This is a genomic window from Microcoleus sp. F4-D5 (assembly GCF_036704885.1).
GTDB lineage: Bacteria > Cyanobacteriota > Cyanobacteriia > Cyanobacteriales > Microcoleaceae > Microcoleus.
Genome location: NZ_JAUBSX010000001.1, coordinates 210,131 through 228,128 on the forward strand (window position 1 = coordinate 210,131; position 17,998 = coordinate 228,128).

Annotated in this window: 16 protein-coding genes; 12 read left to right on the top strand and 4 right to left on the bottom strand. The window is 46.7% G+C overall.

The window, feature by feature from the left end:
• Positions 1–28 precede the first annotated feature (28 nt).
• Positions 29–763 (bottom strand): phosphoadenylyl-sulfate reductase, encoded by a 735-nt coding sequence (locus tag QUA80_RS00980; protein ID WP_333420523.1) that lies wholly within the window; start codon positions 761–763, stop codon positions 29–31.
• A 1,022-nt stretch (positions 764–1,785) separates the two neighbouring features.
• Here QUA80_RS00980 and QUA80_RS00985 point away from each other — a divergent pair.
• The 12 genes from QUA80_RS00985 to QUA80_RS01040 all read left to right on the top strand — a co-directional run bounded on the left by QUA80_RS00985 (position 1,786) and on the right by QUA80_RS01040 (position 15,412).
• Positions 1,786–2,028, top strand: a complete 243-nt coding sequence (locus tag QUA80_RS00985) for a hypothetical protein (RefSeq protein WP_333420525.1) — start codon at positions 1,786–1,788, stop codon at positions 2,026–2,028.
• A 330-nt stretch (positions 2,029–2,358) separates the two neighbouring features.
• Entirely contained in the window at positions 2,359–2,508 is a 150-nt protein-coding gene (locus QUA80_RS00990) for a hypothetical protein (RefSeq protein ID WP_333420527.1), read from the top strand.
• Positions 2,509–2,531: 23 nt separating this feature from the next.
• Entirely contained in the window at positions 2,532–2,810 is a 279-nt protein-coding gene (locus QUA80_RS00995; RefSeq protein ID WP_333420529.1) for a hypothetical protein, read from the top strand.
• Positions 2,811–3,147: 337 nt separating this feature from the next.
• Complete coding sequence (locus QUA80_RS01000; RefSeq protein ID WP_333420531.1) at positions 3,148–3,513, top strand: response regulator; 366 nt, start codon at positions 3,148–3,150, stop codon at positions 3,511–3,513.
• Positions 3,514–3,771: 258 nt separating this feature from the next.
• The gene (locus QUA80_RS01005; protein WP_333420533.1) at positions 3,772–4,272 is read left to right on the top strand and encodes a chemotaxis protein CheW; all 501 of its coding nucleotides are present in this window, start codon (positions 3,772–3,774) and stop codon (positions 4,270–4,272) included.
• A gap of 89 nt (positions 4,273–4,361) precedes the next feature.
• The gene (locus QUA80_RS01010; protein ID WP_333420535.1) at positions 4,362–10,154 is read left to right on the top strand and encodes a PAS domain S-box protein; all 5,793 of its coding nucleotides are present in this window, start codon (positions 4,362–4,364) and stop codon (positions 10,152–10,154) included.
• 287 nt (positions 10,155–10,441) lie between these two features.
• Complete coding sequence (locus QUA80_RS01015; protein WP_333420537.1) at positions 10,442–13,270, top strand: hybrid sensor histidine kinase/response regulator; 2,829 nt, start codon at positions 10,442–10,444, stop codon at positions 13,268–13,270.
• A 240-nt stretch (positions 13,271–13,510) separates the two neighbouring features.
• Entirely contained in the window at positions 13,511–14,008 is a 498-nt protein-coding gene (locus tag QUA80_RS01020) for a chemotaxis protein CheW (protein WP_333420539.1), read from the top strand.
• A gap of 62 nt (positions 14,009–14,070) precedes the next feature.
• On the top strand, positions 14,071–14,793 hold the full coding sequence (locus QUA80_RS01025; protein WP_333420541.1) for a pentapeptide repeat-containing protein: 723 nt from the start codon (positions 14,071–14,073) through the stop codon (positions 14,791–14,793).
• 16 nt (positions 14,794–14,809) lie between these two features.
• Positions 14,810–15,064, top strand: a complete 255-nt coding sequence (locus QUA80_RS01030; RefSeq protein ID WP_333420543.1) for a hypothetical protein — start codon at positions 14,810–14,812, stop codon at positions 15,062–15,064.
• Positions 15,057–15,191 (top strand): hypothetical protein, encoded by a 135-nt coding sequence (locus QUA80_RS01035; protein WP_333420545.1) that lies wholly within the window; start codon positions 15,057–15,059, stop codon positions 15,189–15,191. Before QUA80_RS01030 ends, QUA80_RS01035 begins: the two co-directional genes overlap by 8 nt.
• An 89-nt stretch (positions 15,192–15,280) precedes the next feature.
• Positions 15,281–15,412 (top strand): hypothetical protein, encoded by a 132-nt coding sequence (locus QUA80_RS01040; RefSeq protein WP_333420547.1) that lies wholly within the window; start codon positions 15,281–15,283, stop codon positions 15,410–15,412.
• A gap of 93 nt (positions 15,413–15,505) precedes the next feature.
• Here QUA80_RS01040 and urtE read toward each other — a convergent pair whose 3' ends face one another.
• The 3 genes from urtE to QUA80_RS01055 form a co-directional block, all read right to left on the bottom strand.
• On the bottom strand, positions 15,506–16,204 hold the full coding sequence (gene urtE, locus QUA80_RS01045; protein WP_333420549.1) for an urea ABC transporter ATP-binding subunit UrtE: 699 nt from the start codon (positions 16,202–16,204) through the stop codon (positions 15,506–15,508).
• Positions 16,205–16,310: 106 nt separating this feature from the next.
• Positions 16,311–17,057 carry an urea ABC transporter ATP-binding protein UrtD gene (gene urtD, locus QUA80_RS01050; RefSeq protein WP_333420551.1) on the bottom strand — a complete coding sequence of 249 codons (747 nt, stop codon included), beginning with the start codon at positions 17,055–17,057 and terminating at the stop codon, positions 16,311–16,313.
• Between the two features lie 135 nt (positions 17,058–17,192).
• Positions 17,193–17,915: a TIGR00266 family protein gene (locus tag QUA80_RS01055; protein ID WP_333420553.1), complete on the bottom strand. Its 723-nt coding sequence runs from the start codon at positions 17,913–17,915 to the stop codon at positions 17,193–17,195.
• Positions 17,916–17,998 lie beyond the last annotated feature (83 nt).

Genomic DNA, 17,998 nt, shown 5'->3' on the forward strand with positions numbered 1-17,998 from the left:
TAGCGCACCTTACTTCTTAAGTGATTTACTATGTTTGTGCGTTACCAGCGTGCAAACCGCACTCTTTTACGGTCGCTTCTTCCCACCACCAGCGACCTTCGCGTTCGTGTTGGTTCGGCAATACCGGCTTGGTACAAGGTTCGCAACCAATGCTTACAAAACCGCGTTCGTGCAACTTGTTGTAAGGCACTTCCAAAGCGCGAATATATTCCCAAACCTCTGCCGAAGACCAGTTTGCTAAGGGGTTGAATTTAATTAATTCATGGTCGGGAGTTGAGAATGCACTGTCAACTTCAATGACCGGAATACCGTTGCGGGTACTGGGACTTTGGTCTTTGCGCTGACCGGTAATCCAAGCATCGAGAGTATTTAATTTGCGGCGCAGCGGCTTGACTTTCCGCACGCCGCAGCATTCCTTGTGACCGTCTTGATAAAAACTAAACAATCCCTTTTCGTCTACTAGGGCTTGTACTTCTCCGGCATCGGGAAACATTACTTCTAATTTAATGCCGTAATGTTTTCTGACTTGCTCCAAAAACTGATAGGTTTCTGAGTGCAATCTGCCTGTATCTAGGGTGAAAACGCGGAAGTTTTTGGTAATCTTTGAGGCAATATCGATCAGAACTACGTCCTCGGCACCGCTGAAAGAAATTGAGATATTTTCAAAGTTTTCTAGGGCAAATTTGAGAATTTCTCGCGGTGTTTTTTGACTGTATTCTGCTTCTAGGGCGGCAATGTTGAGATTGTTCTGGATGGCTACCATATTTTCGCGTTATCGGTGTTCTTTTCCTCTAACCCTTTATTATAGCAGCTCGCCGTCTCTCACTCACCGACTAATTTGACGACAATCAAGCAATGTCGTCCAGGGCCTCCGGATTCATCCGTGAAGCGAGAAAAAAGCTCCGACTGCTCATCACCAGCCCCCTGATTTATCAGTGGAAGCGCTTTCTTCAAATCTAAAATCTAAAATCTAAAATCTAAAATCGATTGACTGGATCTTGCAGCAGTCTTTTCGGCTGGGCCAGAATCGAGATCGAGGATGGCGATCGCCCCCTTGTCCAAATTTTCGTGAACCCAACACTCCTCTACTGAGTAAAATTGGACTGTCGCGCGCTCAATTGAATTTGCGCCCAAATTATAAATTAGAGACAATAAATTTTTTTACATGGCATTGTTAAAATTCCTAATTTTTGACTCTCCTCATCAATAAAACAATCAGGCTTATCCATAGATATCGTGCTATCTATCAACTGGAAAAACTTCCAATCAGTACCAAGAGTAACAGCGCTGCGCGAATTTCCTAGAAATCGTTCGAGGTCGCGAGAATATAATCGCCATACCCGTTTAAACTTACATCTTTAGGACTTACGCGCAGACTCTACCTGTAGGGTGCGCTAGGCGCACCTTACAACTACATATCGTGTAAAAAATGATTTCTTACGTAACTCCTATAAAAATTAGATTTTAGCCTGAGTTCTAATAAAAAATGTGGAAGAATTTATCGCCGCAATCGAGCCTGCTATGGAACTAGATCGCAGCGCTTGCGGACAACACGCAGTCGATCGCTTCAGCGTTAAAAAAATGCTCAATGGCGATGAAGGAAGCTGTTTACTGACAAATGTTAAAAGAGCGCTTTTCCCAAAAAGGTCATCCGCATCATTTGAAAGAATTAGAACTCTAAAGTAGATAGCTGCGCCAATACAGATTAAACCCACGCCTGATTTACTCCAAAACTTACGCACAACACTCAAGAAACCGGGTTGTTTGCAACGAAAATACCCGTTTATGTCTGAGTGCTATTGGAAACATCTCAATGAAAGCATCCAAGCTATAAATCTAATTTTTGAGGCAGCAGGCAAAAGTAAAGAGGCAGAAGGAAGGAACCAGAAGAAGTATTTTTATAAATATGAGATGCTCCCATCCTATTATCATTTTAGCTGTGGTAGAGCAGCAGAAATAAGGGGCAAAGGCTTCGCTCACGGTAAAAATAAGCAAGACAGAAGAAGGAAGACCGAAGTTGCTATATAACAGCTTTTGTTTCAGCAATTAATAATCTCCTAACCTTCGGGTGCGGTTGCTATATTAGGTTAGGAGATATTCTTATGATTTTGTCTAACTCGTTTAATTTTTTTTGCTTTTTTTAAAATGTTTTAAGTTTTTTTCATAAATATAGCTGTTAGCAAGCAGTAGGATAAAAAAATGATTTTATGCCAAAAATGAAGCATTAAATGTAGGCGCTTGATATCAAAATTTCACATCAAATTTAAAGGTAAAAAAATCACAAAAATTAAACTTTTGAAAAGATGGGAACCCAGTTTTACTAACAATGCTCGATACTAAAGATTGCAAGCTCCAAATATGTTTAGCGGTTGGGGAATTCGCGCCCTGTCGTCCTTATCTCCCGCCTACAATCCCATCGGCTATCACACAGGCTCAGTCTGGCCGCACAACAACGCTTTGACAGCTATTGGACTGCGATCGCACGGCGCCGTGTCGAACAAGCCCTAGAAGTAGCTCAAGGCTTATTTGACATGACATTGCTCCAACCCTACGAGCGTCCCTCCGAACTTTTTTGCGGCTGCGATCGCAACAGCGAGAGCGATCGTCCCGTGCAGTATCCTGTAGCTTGCTCGCCACAAGCTTGGGCAAGCGGCCGTATTTTTCAACTCTTGCAAATAATGTTAAATTTAGTTCCTGACGCTCCAGAAAATCAATTGCTAATTATCGAGCCAGTATTGCCAGAATCGATTAAAACAACTGTCGCTAAACAACTTAATGATAGGCTCAAATTTGCTAGATTTAGACTTTGAGCGGTCTGGTTACTCAAGCGCTTGTGGGGTTACTAATAAAGGCGGTAATTTACGGGTGATTATCGAAGTTTTAGTTTTGAGAATTGGGAATTGGGAATTTCCAATTCTCAATTAGTAAAATTCACGACACGGAAGTCGCGGATACAGGGATCGCCGTTTTTTCTCTTGCTTCTCTCTTAGATAACCAAATCGTTCTTCCTTCTTCCCTTGGACCAGGCGATCGGCTATATTGTATTTGTAAGTATATTAATTTGTTCGCGGTGCAGTCAAACAGTCGAGCGCGCCTGCTTCTGAACAAAGATTGTCGCTGTCAACAACAGCAAGGAAGTGTGGAATTATGTCAAAAGTTTTAGTAGTGGACGACGTGCCCAGCGAACAGGAAATCATCTGCCGGATTCTTATAGATGCGGGAATTGAAGTGCTCCGGGCAGGCGATGGCGAAGAAGCGATCGCCATGATCCGCAAAACCCCTCCGGCTTTGGTCGTTTTAGATGTAGTGATGCCGCGAATGAATGGATTTGAAGTGATCAGAGAATTGCGGGGCGATCGCGCAACGGCATACTTGCCAGTAGTATTTTGTACTCATAAAAACACCGAGATCGATAAAGCTTGGGGAACCGATTTAGGCGCTGACGCTTACCTCGGCAAACCCTTTCAACCTCAGCAACTCGTCAAAATCGTGCAGCGCCTGCTTTCAGCGTAAACAGAATATAAAGCGATCGGCAGCTTTCACCGAAAAACATAATAGCGAGCACCCCTTTTTTTTGAAGGAATTGGGTTTCACAATTCCCTACAAGTTTTACCTTTAATGATAGCGATTTACCGTTGCCAAATCCGGGATTTATTTCACCCAAGCATTTGATGCCCAACAAGTGATGCTGAAAAACTTTCGCGATCGCTCCGCTTTCTGCCCAAAGCAACATCCTCATTTGTCAGCTACACTAGAAACTAAAAATCAGCAATGAAAATAATGGCTCCCCCCGCTGCGGCGACTCAGGCAAGTGGAACCAAGCAATTTCTCCTATTCGGTCAAGGTAGCAGTCTGTTCGGCGTAGAGTTAGACGCAGTGCGAGAAGTGCTTTCCCTCAAAGAACAACCTATTTCCCCCGTTCCCAACACCCTGCCATTTTTGCTGGGATTAACCAACTTGCGCGGCGAAATCTTAGCAGCAGCAGACTTCGGACGGTTTACAGGACTCGATCCGGTTGACACCGACCACTCAAGCAGTCGCATCTTAGTGGTGGAAGCGCTCGATCCGCGAGACGTGAGATTGTCGAAAATGCGGATGGGATTGGCCGTCTCCCGCGTCGAAGGAGTTTTAGCTCTCAATCCCGATCGCATCGTCTCAGCACTAGATGTCAGTCCCGACCTAGCTCCTTTCTTAAAAGGTCTGTACAATTCTCAAGGACGCTTGCTAATGATTGTAGATGTAGAAGCGATCGCCCATTCCGAACGCTGGTAAAAATCCAGAATACAGATAAATCAGCAACCGCTTTCATCAATAATTTTAACCGACGATCGCCCCCTGCTTATTTGCCCATTCTTAATTTTATGATCGAACTTCTCTATACTTGGATCGCCACGACTTTCACCCTGACATTGCCTGACTTCTCCCAATCGCTGATAGCTGGAGTTGCTAATTGCATCATTTGTTTCTGTTACTTTGCCATCGCCTGGCTGATCACCTTAGGTTTGTGGCGAAACCGTCAATTCGGGTTCGACATCTTCGCCACAGTCACAGCCGGCATCTTTTGGAGTTGCGCTTTCGGTCACAGCGGCCACGCCGCCGAATACCTGGGACTGCCACACTCCCCAGAGGTGCAAACCGTGTCCGATTGGATAACTGTAATTCCGGCGATCGCTTTTTTGAGTTTGTCCAACCGCTACGACTTCTTAGTAGGTTCCACCCAAATCCTTAACTCTAAAAAAGAAACAGAACAAGCCCTCAGCGAAAGTACCCAGCGATTTCAGGCAATCTTCGACCAAGCTTTTCAACTGATCGCATTATTGGAGCCAGACGGTACTGTGATCGAAGCAAATCAGACAGCGCTAGAATTGGGAGATGTCCAAGCATCAGAAGTGCTGGGGCAGAAATTTTGGCTGGCACCTTGGTGGGCATCATCCCCAACCAACCAGCAGCGCCTAACAACGAACATCAAACAAGTCTCGACCGGCAAGTTTGTTCGGGAAGAATACGAAATCACCGACCCCAACAACCAGCTAACAGTAATTGACGTATCGTTTAAGCCGCTGTTCGATAAAACAGGAGAAGTATTTCAAATCCTCGCCGAAGGCCGCGAGATTACCCAGCGCAAACAGACAGAAGTGGCATTGCAGCATCTCACCGCAGAACTAGAACAGCGAGTAAATGAAAGAACCGAGCAGATCCTGCAAACTAACGCACAATTGCAAGAAGAAATTCGCGATCGCACCGCAGTCGAAGAGCAATTAAAAGCCTCAGAACAATTCTTAAACAACGTCCTCAACACCATCGCCGACCCGATTTACGTCAAAGACGAACAGCACCGCTACGTAACATTAAACGATGCTTTTTGTCAATACATAGGTCGCAGCAGAGAAGAACTAATTGGCAAATCCTACGACGAATTATTGCCCAAAGAGCAAGCAGACACGTATAGAGAAAAAGACGAATTAGTTTTCTTAACAAATACCAACAATGCAATCCTAGAAACCATCACAGACGCAGCAGGAAACACCCGCTTTTTCAGCGCCAAAAAATCTACCTTTGTAGATGCCTGCGGCAGCAAAATTCTCGTCTGCGCCATTAGAGACATCACCAAGCGCCTGCAAGTCGAAGAACAACTGCTGCAGACACTAGCAAAAGCAGAAACCTCCCAAAACTTGCTGCGCACAGTCATTGACGCTACGCCAGACTGCATCTTCGTCAAAGATCGAAACTCGCGCTACACCCTAGTCAATGCAAGTTTCGCCGCCGTCTTCGGCAAAACTCAAGCAGAAATTATCGGCAAAGACGACGCAGAAATCGGCATATCGGTCGATCGAATCTTTGGCAGCTTCCAGACCCAAACCGATTCCCAGAACCAAATCCAAAACTTCCGGGCCGGCAACCACCTCGCACCGGACTCCAACGGCTCAGCCACCTTAGCCGACGGCAAAGTACACAGCTTCGACACCCTGAAATTACCCCTCAAAGACGCAGAAGGCAACATTTTAGGAATGCTCGGCTTGGCGCGCGACATCACAGAGCAACGCCAATCCGAACAAGAACTATTGCGGTTCAAAGCAATTTTAGAAACCACAACAGACTGGGTAGGAATCGCCGACTCCCAACAGCGGACCATTTATCTCAACCGTGCCGCCAGAGAAATGTTGAAAGTTGGCGAAAACGCAGATGTAGCCGGAATCAACATTTCCGTCATGCTATCCCCCAAAAGTATCGACACTATTATCAACGTCGGCATCCCCGCAGCTTGCCGGGACGGGGCGTGGAGTGGCGAGACAATTTGGCAGAGTTTAGACGGCGAAGAACTACCAGTTTCTCAAGTAATTGTTGCCCACAAATCCGAGAATTCAGAAGTTGAATTTATCTCAACGATCGCCCGAAATATTCAAGAACGCAAGCGCGTAGAACAAGCCTTGGAGCAGAACTTACAAATGCTCGACCTGGCGAGCGACGCTTTAATCGTTCGGGATATTGACGGCACGATTAATTATTGGAATCAAGGAGCCGAACGGATGTACGGCTGGACAAAAAAAGAAGCCTTGGGAAAACTCACCAATACTCTATGGCAGACCATTTTTTCCCAGCCTTTAGCAGATATCTGGGTACAGTTAGAAGCGCAGGATTATTGGGAAGGAGAACTAATTCACAACACCAATTACAACACCAAAATCACTGTATTCAGTCGCTGGAATTTGCAGCGAGACGAACAGGGAAAACCCAAAGCAATTTTAGAAACCAACAACGACATTACGGAGCGGAAACAAGCCGAAATCGAAAAGCAAAGATTAATTTCGATCGTAGAAAGCAGCTCTGATTTTATTGGCACGGCTACCCTGGAGGGAGACACAACGTACCTGAATGCGGCTGGTATTAAACTAGCAGGATTGCAAAATATTGAAGAAGTCAAAAACAAAACTATATATGACTTCCTAACACCAGAAGATGCTAAAAGCTTAAAAGAACAAATCCTGCCGGCTACTGTGCGAGACGGTTTTTGGCAGGGCGAATTCCGCTTGAGGAACTTTGAAACCGGCGAAAACTGTCCCGTTGATTTCACCCTATTTACCGTCAAAAACCCAGAAACCGGCTCGCCAGTGGGCCTAGCTACAGTTACTCGCGACATCAGCGATCGCAAACGGGCAGAAGAAATGCTGCGCGATCGCGAAAGACTGTTCCGAGCCATTTTCGATCAATCGTTCCAATTAGTGGGGCTGCTCAAACCAGACGGCACCGTTTTGGAAGCCAACCAAACAGCCCTCGCCGTCGCCGGACTCAGGCGCGAAGAATTCGTAGGCACGCACTTTGCAGATAATCTGTGGTGGCAAATTTCCCCAGAAGCCAAGCAAAAAGTGCAAGCTGCGCTCGCAAAAGCCGCCGCCGGCGAGGTAGTCCGCTACGAAGCCGACGTGCTCGTGGCTGGGGGAACTTCGATCACTGTGGACTTCTCCCTCAAGCCGATCGTAGACGACAGCGGCAAAGTCGTGCTGCTGATTCCCGAAGCTCGCGACATCAGCGATCGCAAAGCCTTAGAACGAGAATTAGTTTTGCGTCAAACCCACTTTGACGCATTTTTCACAGCCGCCCCGGCTTCAATGTTTATTGTTGACGAGCATTTGCGCTTCGTGCAAGTCAACGACAAATTAGCGGGAACCACCGGTGCCTCAGTTGCCGAACACCTCGGCAAGACCTTGAGGGAAGTTGTACCCGAAAGGGCCGATACCCTAGAGCCGATGTTGCAGCAGATTCTCGCCACCAACCAACCAGTTTTGAATATCGAAGTATCCTGTTCAACTTCCAAACAGCCCGGTATCGTGCGGGATTGGTTGGCTTCTTACTTTCCTTTACCAGGATCTGACGGCAAACCCATCGGTGTCGGCGGTGTGGCGATCGAAATTACCGATCGCAAAAAAGCAGAAGTAGAGCGCGATCGATTTTTTACCCTTTCCCTAGACTTGGTTTGTATTATAGATTTTGAAGGGAAATTCAAGCGCCTCAATCCCGCTTGGGAAACAACCCTCGGCTACACCCTAGAAGAAGTGGAAAACCAACCTTTTATCAATTTCGTCCATTCAGACGATCGCGAAAAAACTACAGCCGAAGCGGGAAAAGTATACGATGGCGCCGAAGTACAGTTCTTTGAAAATCGCTACCGCTGCAAAGACGGTTCCTACAAGTGGCTGTCGTGGAAAGTGCGACCTGAAACCGAACAAAAGCTGATGTATGCAGTCGCTCGCGACATTACCCAAAGCAAACAGGCGATGGTGCAACTGCAACAAACAACAGCCCAATTAGCCAGTTCCGAAGAGCAATTCCGGCAGCAAAGCAATCTCTTGCAACTGCTAATAGACAGCATTGGCGACGGCATAATTGCTGCCGACGAAAAAGGCAATTTTGTGTTGTTCAATCCCGCCGCCCAAGAAATCTTCGGCACGGGTTCTACAGATACTCTCCCCGACGAGTGGTCGGCAAAATACGGTTTATTTTTGCCCGATGGAGTCACTCCTTATCCCGCAGCCGACATCCCCTTAATGAAGGCAATTCGAGGAGAATCCCCTGACGACGTAGAGGTTTTCACCCGCCATCCAGGCAAGCCGGAGGGCCTGTGGATCAAAATTAACGGCCGGCCGCTCAAAGACGAAACGGGCGCACTCAAAGGCGGCGTAATAGTTTGCCGCAACGTCACCCAGGAAAGAGCTTCCCAGCAGCGAATGCAGCAGTTGGCCGAGGCACAGGAACGGTTGCTGCAAGAACTCAAAACGCGGCAAAATGCTCTCGACGAATCTGCGATCGTCAGCGAAACTGACCCCAAAGGCCTGATTACCTACGCCAACGACAGATTCAGTCAAATATCTGGTTACAGCATGGGAGAACTCCTGCACCGCGACCACCGCATCGTCAATTCCGGCTACCATCCCAAATCATTTTTTCAAGAAATGTGGGTGACAATTTCTCGCGGCTTGGCGTGGAAAGGGGAAATCAAAAATCGGCGCAAAGATGGCTCGTTTTACTGGGTAGATTCCACAATATCCCCCATTTTTGATACCAGCGGCACCATAGTCAAATATATCGCCATCCGCTTTGACATTACCGAGCGCAAAGAGGCAGAAGAACGATTGGAAAAATTGGCCGCAGAACGCAAAGCTGAAGCCGATTCTCTGACGCAGCAAGTCCTCAAATTGTTGGAAGAAATTAAAGGCGCGGCTCAAGGCGACTTGACCGTCAGGGCGGAAGTTACTAACGACGTTTTAGGTGCTGTCGCCGACTCTTTCAATTTCTTAATCAGTTCTCTGCGGAAGGTGGTAACGGGAATTCAAACTTTAGCCGAACAGGTAACATCTGCCACCGGCGAGTCGATGAACAACACCAGTCAACTCACCCAACAGGCGGAAATTCAAGCAGCAAAAATATCTGCCATCATGCGGGAAATTGAGCTGATTGTGAATTCGATCCGCGACGTGCGAGATGTTTCGGTGCGCGCCGAAGCAGTTGCCCAGCAGTCTTCTCACACGGCTGAAGTCGGCGGTATGGCTGTCGATCGAGCTGTCGAAGGCATTAACGGGCTCAGGTTGACGATCGCCTCTACCTCGAAAATGATGAAGCGTTTGGGCGAGTCTTCTCAACAAATTGGGAAAATTGTGACTTCGATTTCTCAACTTGCTTCGCAAACTAATTTATTAGCTCTGAATGCTACTATTGAGGCTGCCAGAGCCGGCGAACAAGGTTTAGGTTTTGCAGTTGTTGCCGAAGAAGTGCGGAAATTAGCAGAAAGATCGGCGGGCGCTACTGAGGAAATATCTGAAATTGTCGGTACAATTCAAGAAGAAATCAGCCGTGTCATGAAGGCAATGGAATCTGGAACGCAAGAAGTTGTGGAAGGTACAAAGCTCGCCAGCGAAGCTAAGACTCACCTGAATGCTATCATTGAAGTGAGCCGGGAAATGAATTCTTTGGTGCAAAATATTACCCGCGCGGCGGCGAAGCAAACTGTTTCGGCTGAGGAAATTTCTAACAGTATGCAGCAAGTGAATGAGATTGCGAATACAACTGCACAAAAGGGTTCGGATGTAAAAGCATCTTTGGACGATCTCTCCGGTTCAGTTGGTAAATTACAAAAGTCAGTGGCGAATTTCCGCAGTTAGTCAGTTGACAGTTAACTGTTATACGAATCACTAAGAACTATCATTGGGGTTTGGGAGGTTTCACGATTATCCTCAATCTGAAGTTATAGATAATCCTGTACCGACCCCTACAACAATTACAGTCAATTAACCGGACATCATATATAGCAGTTCTCAATCTTGGTGAGGTATGCCCTATGCCCTATGCCCTATGCCCTATCCCCTATGCCCGTTTATCGAGCGTGCACCTCATGATTGCTGAGAAAGGCTATGTGTAAAAACTCCCAACAGACAACAGACTCATATATATGAATGATGACGACTTAAACGAATTAATAGATGCTTTCACCGCAGAAACCCAAGAGTTTCTCCAGTCGATGGAGACGAACTTATTGGCGATGGAAGCTGCCGGGTTGAAAGAGCGAGAAGCGGCAGTTAAAGAAATGTTTCGGGCGGCTCACTCGATTAAAGGTGCGGGTTCGATGTTGGGCTGTCACAACCTGTCAGCGGCGGCTCACAGGCTGGAGGACTGTTTTGTCATTTTGCGCGATCGCACAGACTTGTCGGCCCTGGAACCTACAACTGTGACGGTTTTACTGCAAGGGGTGGATGCCCTCAAAAGGATTGCAGCCGAATCAATTCACCACTCGGATGTCAGCACTCCAGATCAAAAGGAAAACTTGGAGACGATCGCCCAAATCCAAGCTCATTTCGAGCGTCAGTACGGCCCGCCAGCACCACCGCCAGTTCCGGTAATGAGCAAGTCGGCGGCCCCGGAAACCCTAAAATTGATTTTTGAACATGAATTGCCGCCAGTGTTCGATCGCCTGGAAACCGAGCTTTCCCAAGCTTCTGAGGCAGATTTGGCAAAAAGCGTGACCGCCCTCAACCAGGTTTACTATCAAATCTCCGGTTTGGCTGGAATGCTGCAATTGCCGGATTTTGGGAAAGTTGCCGAACCCCTCAGAGATTTGATCGACTCTGCAGACTTGACTGTAGAACGGTTGCAGTCCGAGGGTTGGACGATCGCCCAAAACTTGCAAACCGCACGCCAGCAGCTACTCGAAGGAAAGGCGATCGAAATCGCCCAAAACTCCCCCGCCCCCCAACAGGAATCAGAAGAATCGGAAACATCAGAAACCCCTTTTTCTTCCACTCCCCCACTCCTCCAGTCCCCCACTCCACCCTTTTCCCCCTCCTCCAGTCCCCCACTCCCCAACCCGCAAAGGCCAACAATCCGAGTAGACTTGGAACGCTTGACAGAATTAGTGAATCTAGTCGGAGAATTAGTCATCAACCGTACAAATTTGGAACTTCAAGAATCCGAACTGCGCGGCGAAGTCAAGCGCATCCGCCGCAGTATCGTAGATTTAAACCAATTCGGCGGTCAGTTGCGAGAAGAATACGACAGACTGAGTTTTGGAGACTGGAAGCTGGCAAACCCCCACCCAGAAATCGGGAAACTTTCAGCACCAGAAACAGAATTCCCAGTTATTGCTAACAGCAAATCCTCTCAGGCAAATTCTCACTTCGATCTCTTAGAGATGGATCGTTATACAGAGTTCCACTCTACAGCCGCAGAAGTCATCGAAACTGCCGAAGCAATTTCTCAATCCGCCACCAAATTAGACATCTTAGCGATGAAATTCGAGCGCAGTACCGACCAACTGCGCCGCATCACCGACCAACTCCGCAGCCGCGTCATGCAGTTGCGAGTAGTTAGCTTCAGCCGAGCCGTCGATCACTTGCCACGAGCGCTCAGGGATATGTGTCTCACATACGATAAAGATGTCAACCTGCTGCTGCTGGGACGCGATACAAAAATTGATGAAAGTTTGCTCGACGCCTTGCGCGACCCCTTAGTACATCTAGTGCGAAATGCTTTCGACCACGGCATCGAAATGCCCGAAGTTCGGCAGGAAATAGGCAAGCCGCCAAGCGGTCAAATTGAAATTGAAGCGCGCCACCAAGGCGGCCAAACTATTATTACTGTCGCCGATGACGGGAAAGGCATTGACCCGGAAATGATTCGCCGCAAAATTGTGAATAAGGGTCTGGCGACGGAGGAACAAGCTCAAGAATTTTCCATTGCCGAACTCTACGATTTTCTATTTTGGCCGGGTTTCAGCACAGTTGAAGAAGTGAGCAACCTTTCAGGCCGGGGGGTCGGCCTGGACGTGGTACGGGCTAATTTGCGGACGGTGCGCGGAACTGTAAAGGTTGACTCTCGCGTGGGAAAGGGTACGAGTTTTATCCTCAAACTGCCGCTGCTGCTGTCGATTACTGAGGCCTTGATGGTGAAGACCGATCGCAATAAAATAGCGGTGCCACTGGATGCAGTTGAAGAAATTCTCCACATTAAAGCTTCGGAAGTTCACACCGCTGGGAATCAGCCCATGCTGTGGTGGCGGGAGGAATTTATTCGTTTGGTGCGACTCCAAGATTTACTCGAATACAGCATTTTGGGGCCGGATGCGCCCTCTCCTGACCCTTTGACCCAAGACCACATTCCGGTGCTGGTTTTGGCTTCTAGCGAAGGAATGCTGGCGGTGGCCGTGGAACGGTTGATCGGCCAGCAGGAAATTGTGGTAAAACCCTTGCCACCTCCTCTGTCTAAGCCTCGCGGGGTTTTGGGGAGTACGATTTTGGGGGACGGCCGAGTCGTAACAATTTTGGATGTGGACGATTTGGTGGGTCAATCTTCAGCAAATACTTCGATAGCGCCTGTTTCCGGTAAAGGGTCCCATTTACCACCGAGTTCGAGTCAATCACCCCTGATTTTGGTGGTGGACGATTCTTATACTATTCGTCAATTGCTTTCTATGACGCTGACTCGGGCTCGCTACCGGGTGGTGCAGGCGAAAGACGGCATGGAGGCCCTCGAAAAGTTGCAAAACGGTCTCGATTGCAGTTTGGCGATTGTGGATATAGAAATGCCCCGGATGGATGGATTTGAGTTACTGCAATCGATACGATCGACCCACCGGTTTGCTAATATTGCCGTAGCCATGCTGACCTCCCGCAGCGGCGAAAAACACAGGCAAATGGCAATGGAATTAGGTGCTAATCAATATTTCACCAAACCTTACAGCGAAGCCCAACTTTTAGAAGCCATCCCCAAATTAATCAAAAATTAAATAATCCCCAATAACGGTAACGTGCCGAATGCCAACCTACTCAAATCAAATATTTTTCAACCTTCAACCTTCAACCTAAAATTTAAAATCTTCAATCTTCAATCTTCAACCTAAAATCTAAAATTTAAAATCTTCAACCTAAAATCTTCAATCTTCAATCTTCAATCTAAAAATTAAAATCCTTCAATCTAAAAATTAAAATCTTCAATCTAAAATCTAAAATCTAAAATCTAAAATAGAATGACTCACGCCAATTACAATCGCCGCTTTCGCAGCAAGAAACAAGGCACTCCCAGAACGCCTCCTAGAAAACTTGTTTCTTTTGAACTGGGGAATATTTACTATTCAGTTCCTATTGAAAGGGTGCAGTGCGTTATTAAAGACTTTCATGCCTACGGTTTTTTAAATAACGGTCAAAGTTTAGTGCGACACCAAGAAGAACTGATTACCTTGATTAATTTATCTAAAATATTTCCCAGCAGTCCGAGCATTGGTGACTGCAAATACCTGATTATTTGCAGCTTAAATAAGAGCGATCGGTTGGGGATTCCCATTCCTAATATGCCCAAAATTTTGGAAATTGCCGAAGAAAGCTTCTGCGAGATTCCCGAATTGTACCGTCAACAGCAACTGCCTCCGGTAATAGAAAAGTTAATTCGCGCACCTGACGGTTCCGAAGTTTTTTATCTAAATTTCGATCTTTTTTATTTAAATTTTGACTTATTTAGCGAAATGTAGGGTGTGTAGTTTTCGATATATTATACTATATAAATGGTATTTTCGCAAACAAAAAGTTATTTATGAAAAAACTCACAATAATGTCGATCGCCCTACTAATTTTTGCAGCAACTCTCGAACTGCCGAAGGTGGGGCTGCAACTAAGTGCGATCGGGCAAATAGAAACACCCCAACCAATCCCAACACCCCAACCAATCCCAACACCCCAACCAATCCCAACACCCCAACCACAAACACCCCAACCAATCCCAACACCCCAACAAATCCAAACACCCCCAATACAAACACCCCAACCAAAAGCAGCCGACCCCAAAAACCTCGGCTACGTCTCCCCAGAATTTGCCGAAAATTTCTCCCAGCAACAAATCGACCAAATCAACGCCAACGTCGAAACGCTGCTGCTAACTCAAAGCTGCTCCCGCTGCGACCTCCGAGCCGTAAAATTAGTTAACATTAACTTAAAAAACCCCATCCTTACAGGAGCCGATTTATCAGATGCCAACCTCAGCGGTAGTCGGTTCGAGATCTCAGATTTTGTCAACACCAATCTAGCTCGCACAAACTTAAGCGGAGCCGAATTAGTAGGAGCGAGAATCAGCAATGCTAACCTCAGAAAAGCTAACTTGACAAAGACAAATTTAGACGGTGCAGACTTGCGATTTTCCGACTTGAGAGATGCCAATCTTTCCGATGCCAACCTCCGCAATGCTAATATAGATGGCGCTAGTATCGATCGAGCAAGTATGGCCGGCACCACAATGCCCGACGGCAGAAAAAATAATTAATAATAGAGGTAGTCTGATGTCGCCGATTAAACAACGCCTTCTCGAAGCGATCGAACGGACTCCTGAGCCACTTTTAGAGAAAACGCTGGCATTTCTGGAATTTTTGACCAGTCGGACACAATCCGCGATCGCCCCAGACTTCGACTCAGATTTTGACTCAGATACCGACTCCAACGATCGAATCCTCGCCGATCTCAAAGCCTCCCTCCACCAAGCCAAAGCGGGACAAACCTTTCCCGTATCGGAACTCTGGGACGGTATCAATGTCTGATATGTCAGTCCAAGTCACATTCACGGTACTGTTCAAACGTCGCCTCAAAGGACTCGCTAAAAAGTATCGCCAAATCAAACCGATATTCAGCCAGTCCTTGATGAGCTTATCCAAGGAAACTTCATAGGAAACCAGATTACAGGGACTCAATACACCGTTTACAAAGTCCGGGCTAAAAACAGTGATGCCCGAGTTGGTAAGAGCGGCGGTTATCGCTTGATTTATCAAGTTGAATCACCGACTCAAGTTGTTTTACACCTGATTTACTCGAAATCAGAACAAGCAAATGTCTCCGCCGAGGAAATCCAAACTGCGATCGCAAAATACCAAGCGAACCCAGACGAATAAGCCATTTTTCAAATCTAAACGTTTGCCCTTCTTGCTCTTTGAGGCGCTCGCTGTCACCGTCAAAATCAGTGTCGTGCCTTCCTTCAATTCTATTCAAACAGCCAAAAACCTCTGAATCACCTCATCGCTCAACTCGCTAGTGCTTCCAGAAGCCACAATCCCGCCTTTTTGCATAGCATAATACCAGTCAGCTTGCCGCACAAAATGCAAATGTTGCTCCACCAACAAAACAGAAATTCCCCTAGTCGCAACTACGCGGCGCACAGCAGCTTCAATATCTAAAATAATCGACGGTTGAATTCCTTCCGTAGGTTCATCCAAAACCAGCAACTGCGGCTCACCCATCAAAGCCCTAGCAATAGCTAACTGCTGCTGCTGTCCCCCGCTCAAATCACCTCCCAGGCGATCGAGCATAGTTTTCAAAACCGGAAACAACTCAAAAATTTCATCGGGAACTTCAGGATTTTTGGTTTTGGTTGGTTTCGCTTCCAAACCTAACAATAAATTTTCCTTCACCGTCAAACGGGGAATAATTTCGCGCCCTTGAGGTACGTAACCAATTCCCAATCTAGCCCGCTGGTGAGTCAACTTAGAAGCAATAGATTCTCCACCAAAAGCAATAGTGCCACTGCGCGGTTGCAGCAACCCCATAATCGTTTTTAGCATAGTAGTTTTGCCCACACCATTGCGGCCGATCAAGCAAACCATTTGCCCCGCCATGACGCTTAAATCGACATCCCGCAAAATGTGACTTTCGCCGTAATAAACATTCAAATTAGAGACTTGCAGCATAGTTTTTAATTGGTAATTGGGCCTAGAAATTGGTAGCAACTAACAAATAACGTCTTCCGTCTTCCGTCTTCCGTCTTCCATCTTCCGTCTTCCGTCTTCCTTCCTCTTACTCTTCCGGTTTGCCCAAATATACCTCAATTACTCGCTCGTCATTTTGCACCTCATCCATAGTCCCCTCGCACAAAACCGAACCCTGATGCAACACCGTCACCTGCCGCGCAATTTGCCGCACAAACTCCATATCGTGTTCAATTACCAACACCGAATGACTTTCGGCCAGCGAAATCAACAACTCTCCAGTTAACATCGTTTCCTCATCCGTCAAACCCGCCACAGGTTCATCTACCAACAACAAATCAGGAGATTGAGCCACCAACATTCCTATTTCCAACCATTGCTTTTCCCCGTGAGAAAGCAAACCAGCCAAAACATCAGCTTTAGCAACTAAACCAATTGTTTCTAACAAACCGGAAACCGTGCGTTTTTCAGCAGCAGAAGCAGGCTTGAACAAAGTCGAAAAAACATTTTTATGGCGGCTGCAAGACAATTCCAAATTTTCGCGCGGCGTTAAATTCAAGTAAACTCGCGGCGTCTGAAACTTGCGGCCAATTCCCAAGCGCGAAATCCTATCTTCCGACAACTTGCGTAAATTTTGTCCCTTAAATAACACCCGGCCCTCTGTCGGCTGCACCTTCCCCGTAATCGAATCCAGAAAAGTTGTTTTCCCCGCACCGTTGGGGCCAATGATAACTCGCAGTTCGCCCGCATCCATGCTGAAATTTAAACCGTTGATAGCTTTAAAACCATCAAAACTAACAGTCAAGTTTTCTATTTCTAATACTTTTCCATTCATAATTAACAATTCACTCACTAATGGACAACAACCCATATCTTTTGTAGGTGCGGAGCGCAAAGCTTCTCCCTGATTAAGCAGATTTTCTACCCTGCCGTGGCACCGGATTTTCTACTTGTTGCTGGCCGTTTACTCTCAACTAAAACTGCTAGAACTGCTCGAAATTGGAGGTGGAGTGGCAGCTAAAATTCGTTCAGCTAACTTCGAGAGTGGCAAACTTTGCACGTATACTTTTCCAGGCCCCGTCATCTTTGCCAAAAACAAGCCTTCACCTCCAAATAAAGCATTTTTAAACCCGCCAACAAATTGAATGTCGTAGTCTACTGTGGGAGCAAAAGCTACCAAACAACCGGTATCTACTCGCAACACTTCGCCAACTCCCAAATTTTTCTCAACTATTGTTCCTCCCGCATGAACAAAAGCTAGCCCGTCACCCTGCAATTTTTGCAGAATAAAACCTTCTCCGCCAAAGAAACCGGCACCTAGCCGCTTGGTGAAAGCTACCTCAATTTCAATGCCGTTGGCCGCACAGAGAAATGAGTCTTTTTGACACAAAAATTTACCGCCAAGTTGACCTAAATCAAGGGGAATTACTTTACCCGGATAAGGGGCGGCAAAAGCGACGCGGGCTTTGCGATTTCCGGCGTTGACAAAGGTGGTAATGAAAAAACCCGCTCCTGTCAGCATCCGTTTGAAACCTTGAAATAAGCCGCCGCCTGTGGATGTTTGCATTTGGATGTCGCCTTCCATGTATGTCATGGTTCCAGCTTCAGCCCTCACGCCTTCTTTGGGGTCTAATTCAATTTCGATGAGTTGCAAATCGTCGCCGTAAATTTTGTAGTCAATAATATCTGCCATATGTTTACCCTCAAGTTAAAAAACGAAACTGTTTGCTAAAGATATATAAGTAGGTGGACATATATATTGCGCCTCCTTATAGA

What these genes read in the sequence shown, in the direction of transcription:
- QUA80_RS00980 (WP_333420523.1), bottom strand. Translation starts at nt 763, where the DNA reads ATGGTAGCCATCCAGAACAATCTCAACATTGCCGCCCTAGAAGCAGAA.
- QUA80_RS00985 (WP_333420525.1), top strand. Translation starts at nt 1,786, where the DNA reads ATGTCTGAGTGCTATTGGAAACATCTCAATGAAAGCATCCAAGCTATA.
- QUA80_RS00990 (WP_333420527.1), top strand. Translation starts at nt 2,359, where the DNA reads ATGTTTAGCGGTTGGGGAATTCGCGCCCTGTCGTCCTTATCTCCCGCC.
- QUA80_RS00995 (WP_333420529.1), top strand. Translation starts at nt 2,532, where the DNA reads ATGACATTGCTCCAACCCTACGAGCGTCCCTCCGAACTTTTTTGCGGC.
- QUA80_RS01000 (WP_333420531.1), top strand. Translation starts at nt 3,148, where the DNA reads ATGTCAAAAGTTTTAGTAGTGGACGACGTGCCCAGCGAACAGGAAATC.
- QUA80_RS01005 (WP_333420533.1), top strand. Translation starts at nt 3,772, where the DNA reads ATGAAAATAATGGCTCCCCCCGCTGCGGCGACTCAGGCAAGTGGAACC.
- QUA80_RS01010 (WP_333420535.1), top strand. Translation starts at nt 4,362, where the DNA reads ATGATCGAACTTCTCTATACTTGGATCGCCACGACTTTCACCCTGACA.
- QUA80_RS01015 (WP_333420537.1), top strand. Translation starts at nt 10,442, where the DNA reads ATGAATGATGACGACTTAAACGAATTAATAGATGCTTTCACCGCAGAA.
- QUA80_RS01020 (WP_333420539.1), top strand. Translation starts at nt 13,511, where the DNA reads ATGACTCACGCCAATTACAATCGCCGCTTTCGCAGCAAGAAACAAGGC.
- QUA80_RS01025 (WP_333420541.1), top strand. Translation starts at nt 14,071, where the DNA reads ATGAAAAAACTCACAATAATGTCGATCGCCCTACTAATTTTTGCAGCA.
- QUA80_RS01030 (WP_333420543.1), top strand. Translation starts at nt 14,810, where the DNA reads ATGTCGCCGATTAAACAACGCCTTCTCGAAGCGATCGAACGGACTCCT.
- QUA80_RS01035 (WP_333420545.1), top strand. Translation starts at nt 15,057, where the DNA reads ATGTCTGATATGTCAGTCCAAGTCACATTCACGGTACTGTTCAAACGT.
- urtE (WP_333420549.1), bottom strand. Translation starts at nt 16,204, where the DNA reads ATGCTGCAAGTCTCTAATTTGAATGTTTATTACGGCGAAAGTCACATT.
- urtD (WP_333420551.1), bottom strand. Translation starts at nt 17,057, where the DNA reads ATGAATGGAAAAGTATTAGAAATAGAAAACTTGACTGTTAGTTTTGAT.
- QUA80_RS01055 (WP_333420553.1), bottom strand. Translation starts at nt 17,915, where the DNA reads ATGGCAGATATTATTGACTACAAAATTTACGGCGACGATTTGCAACTC.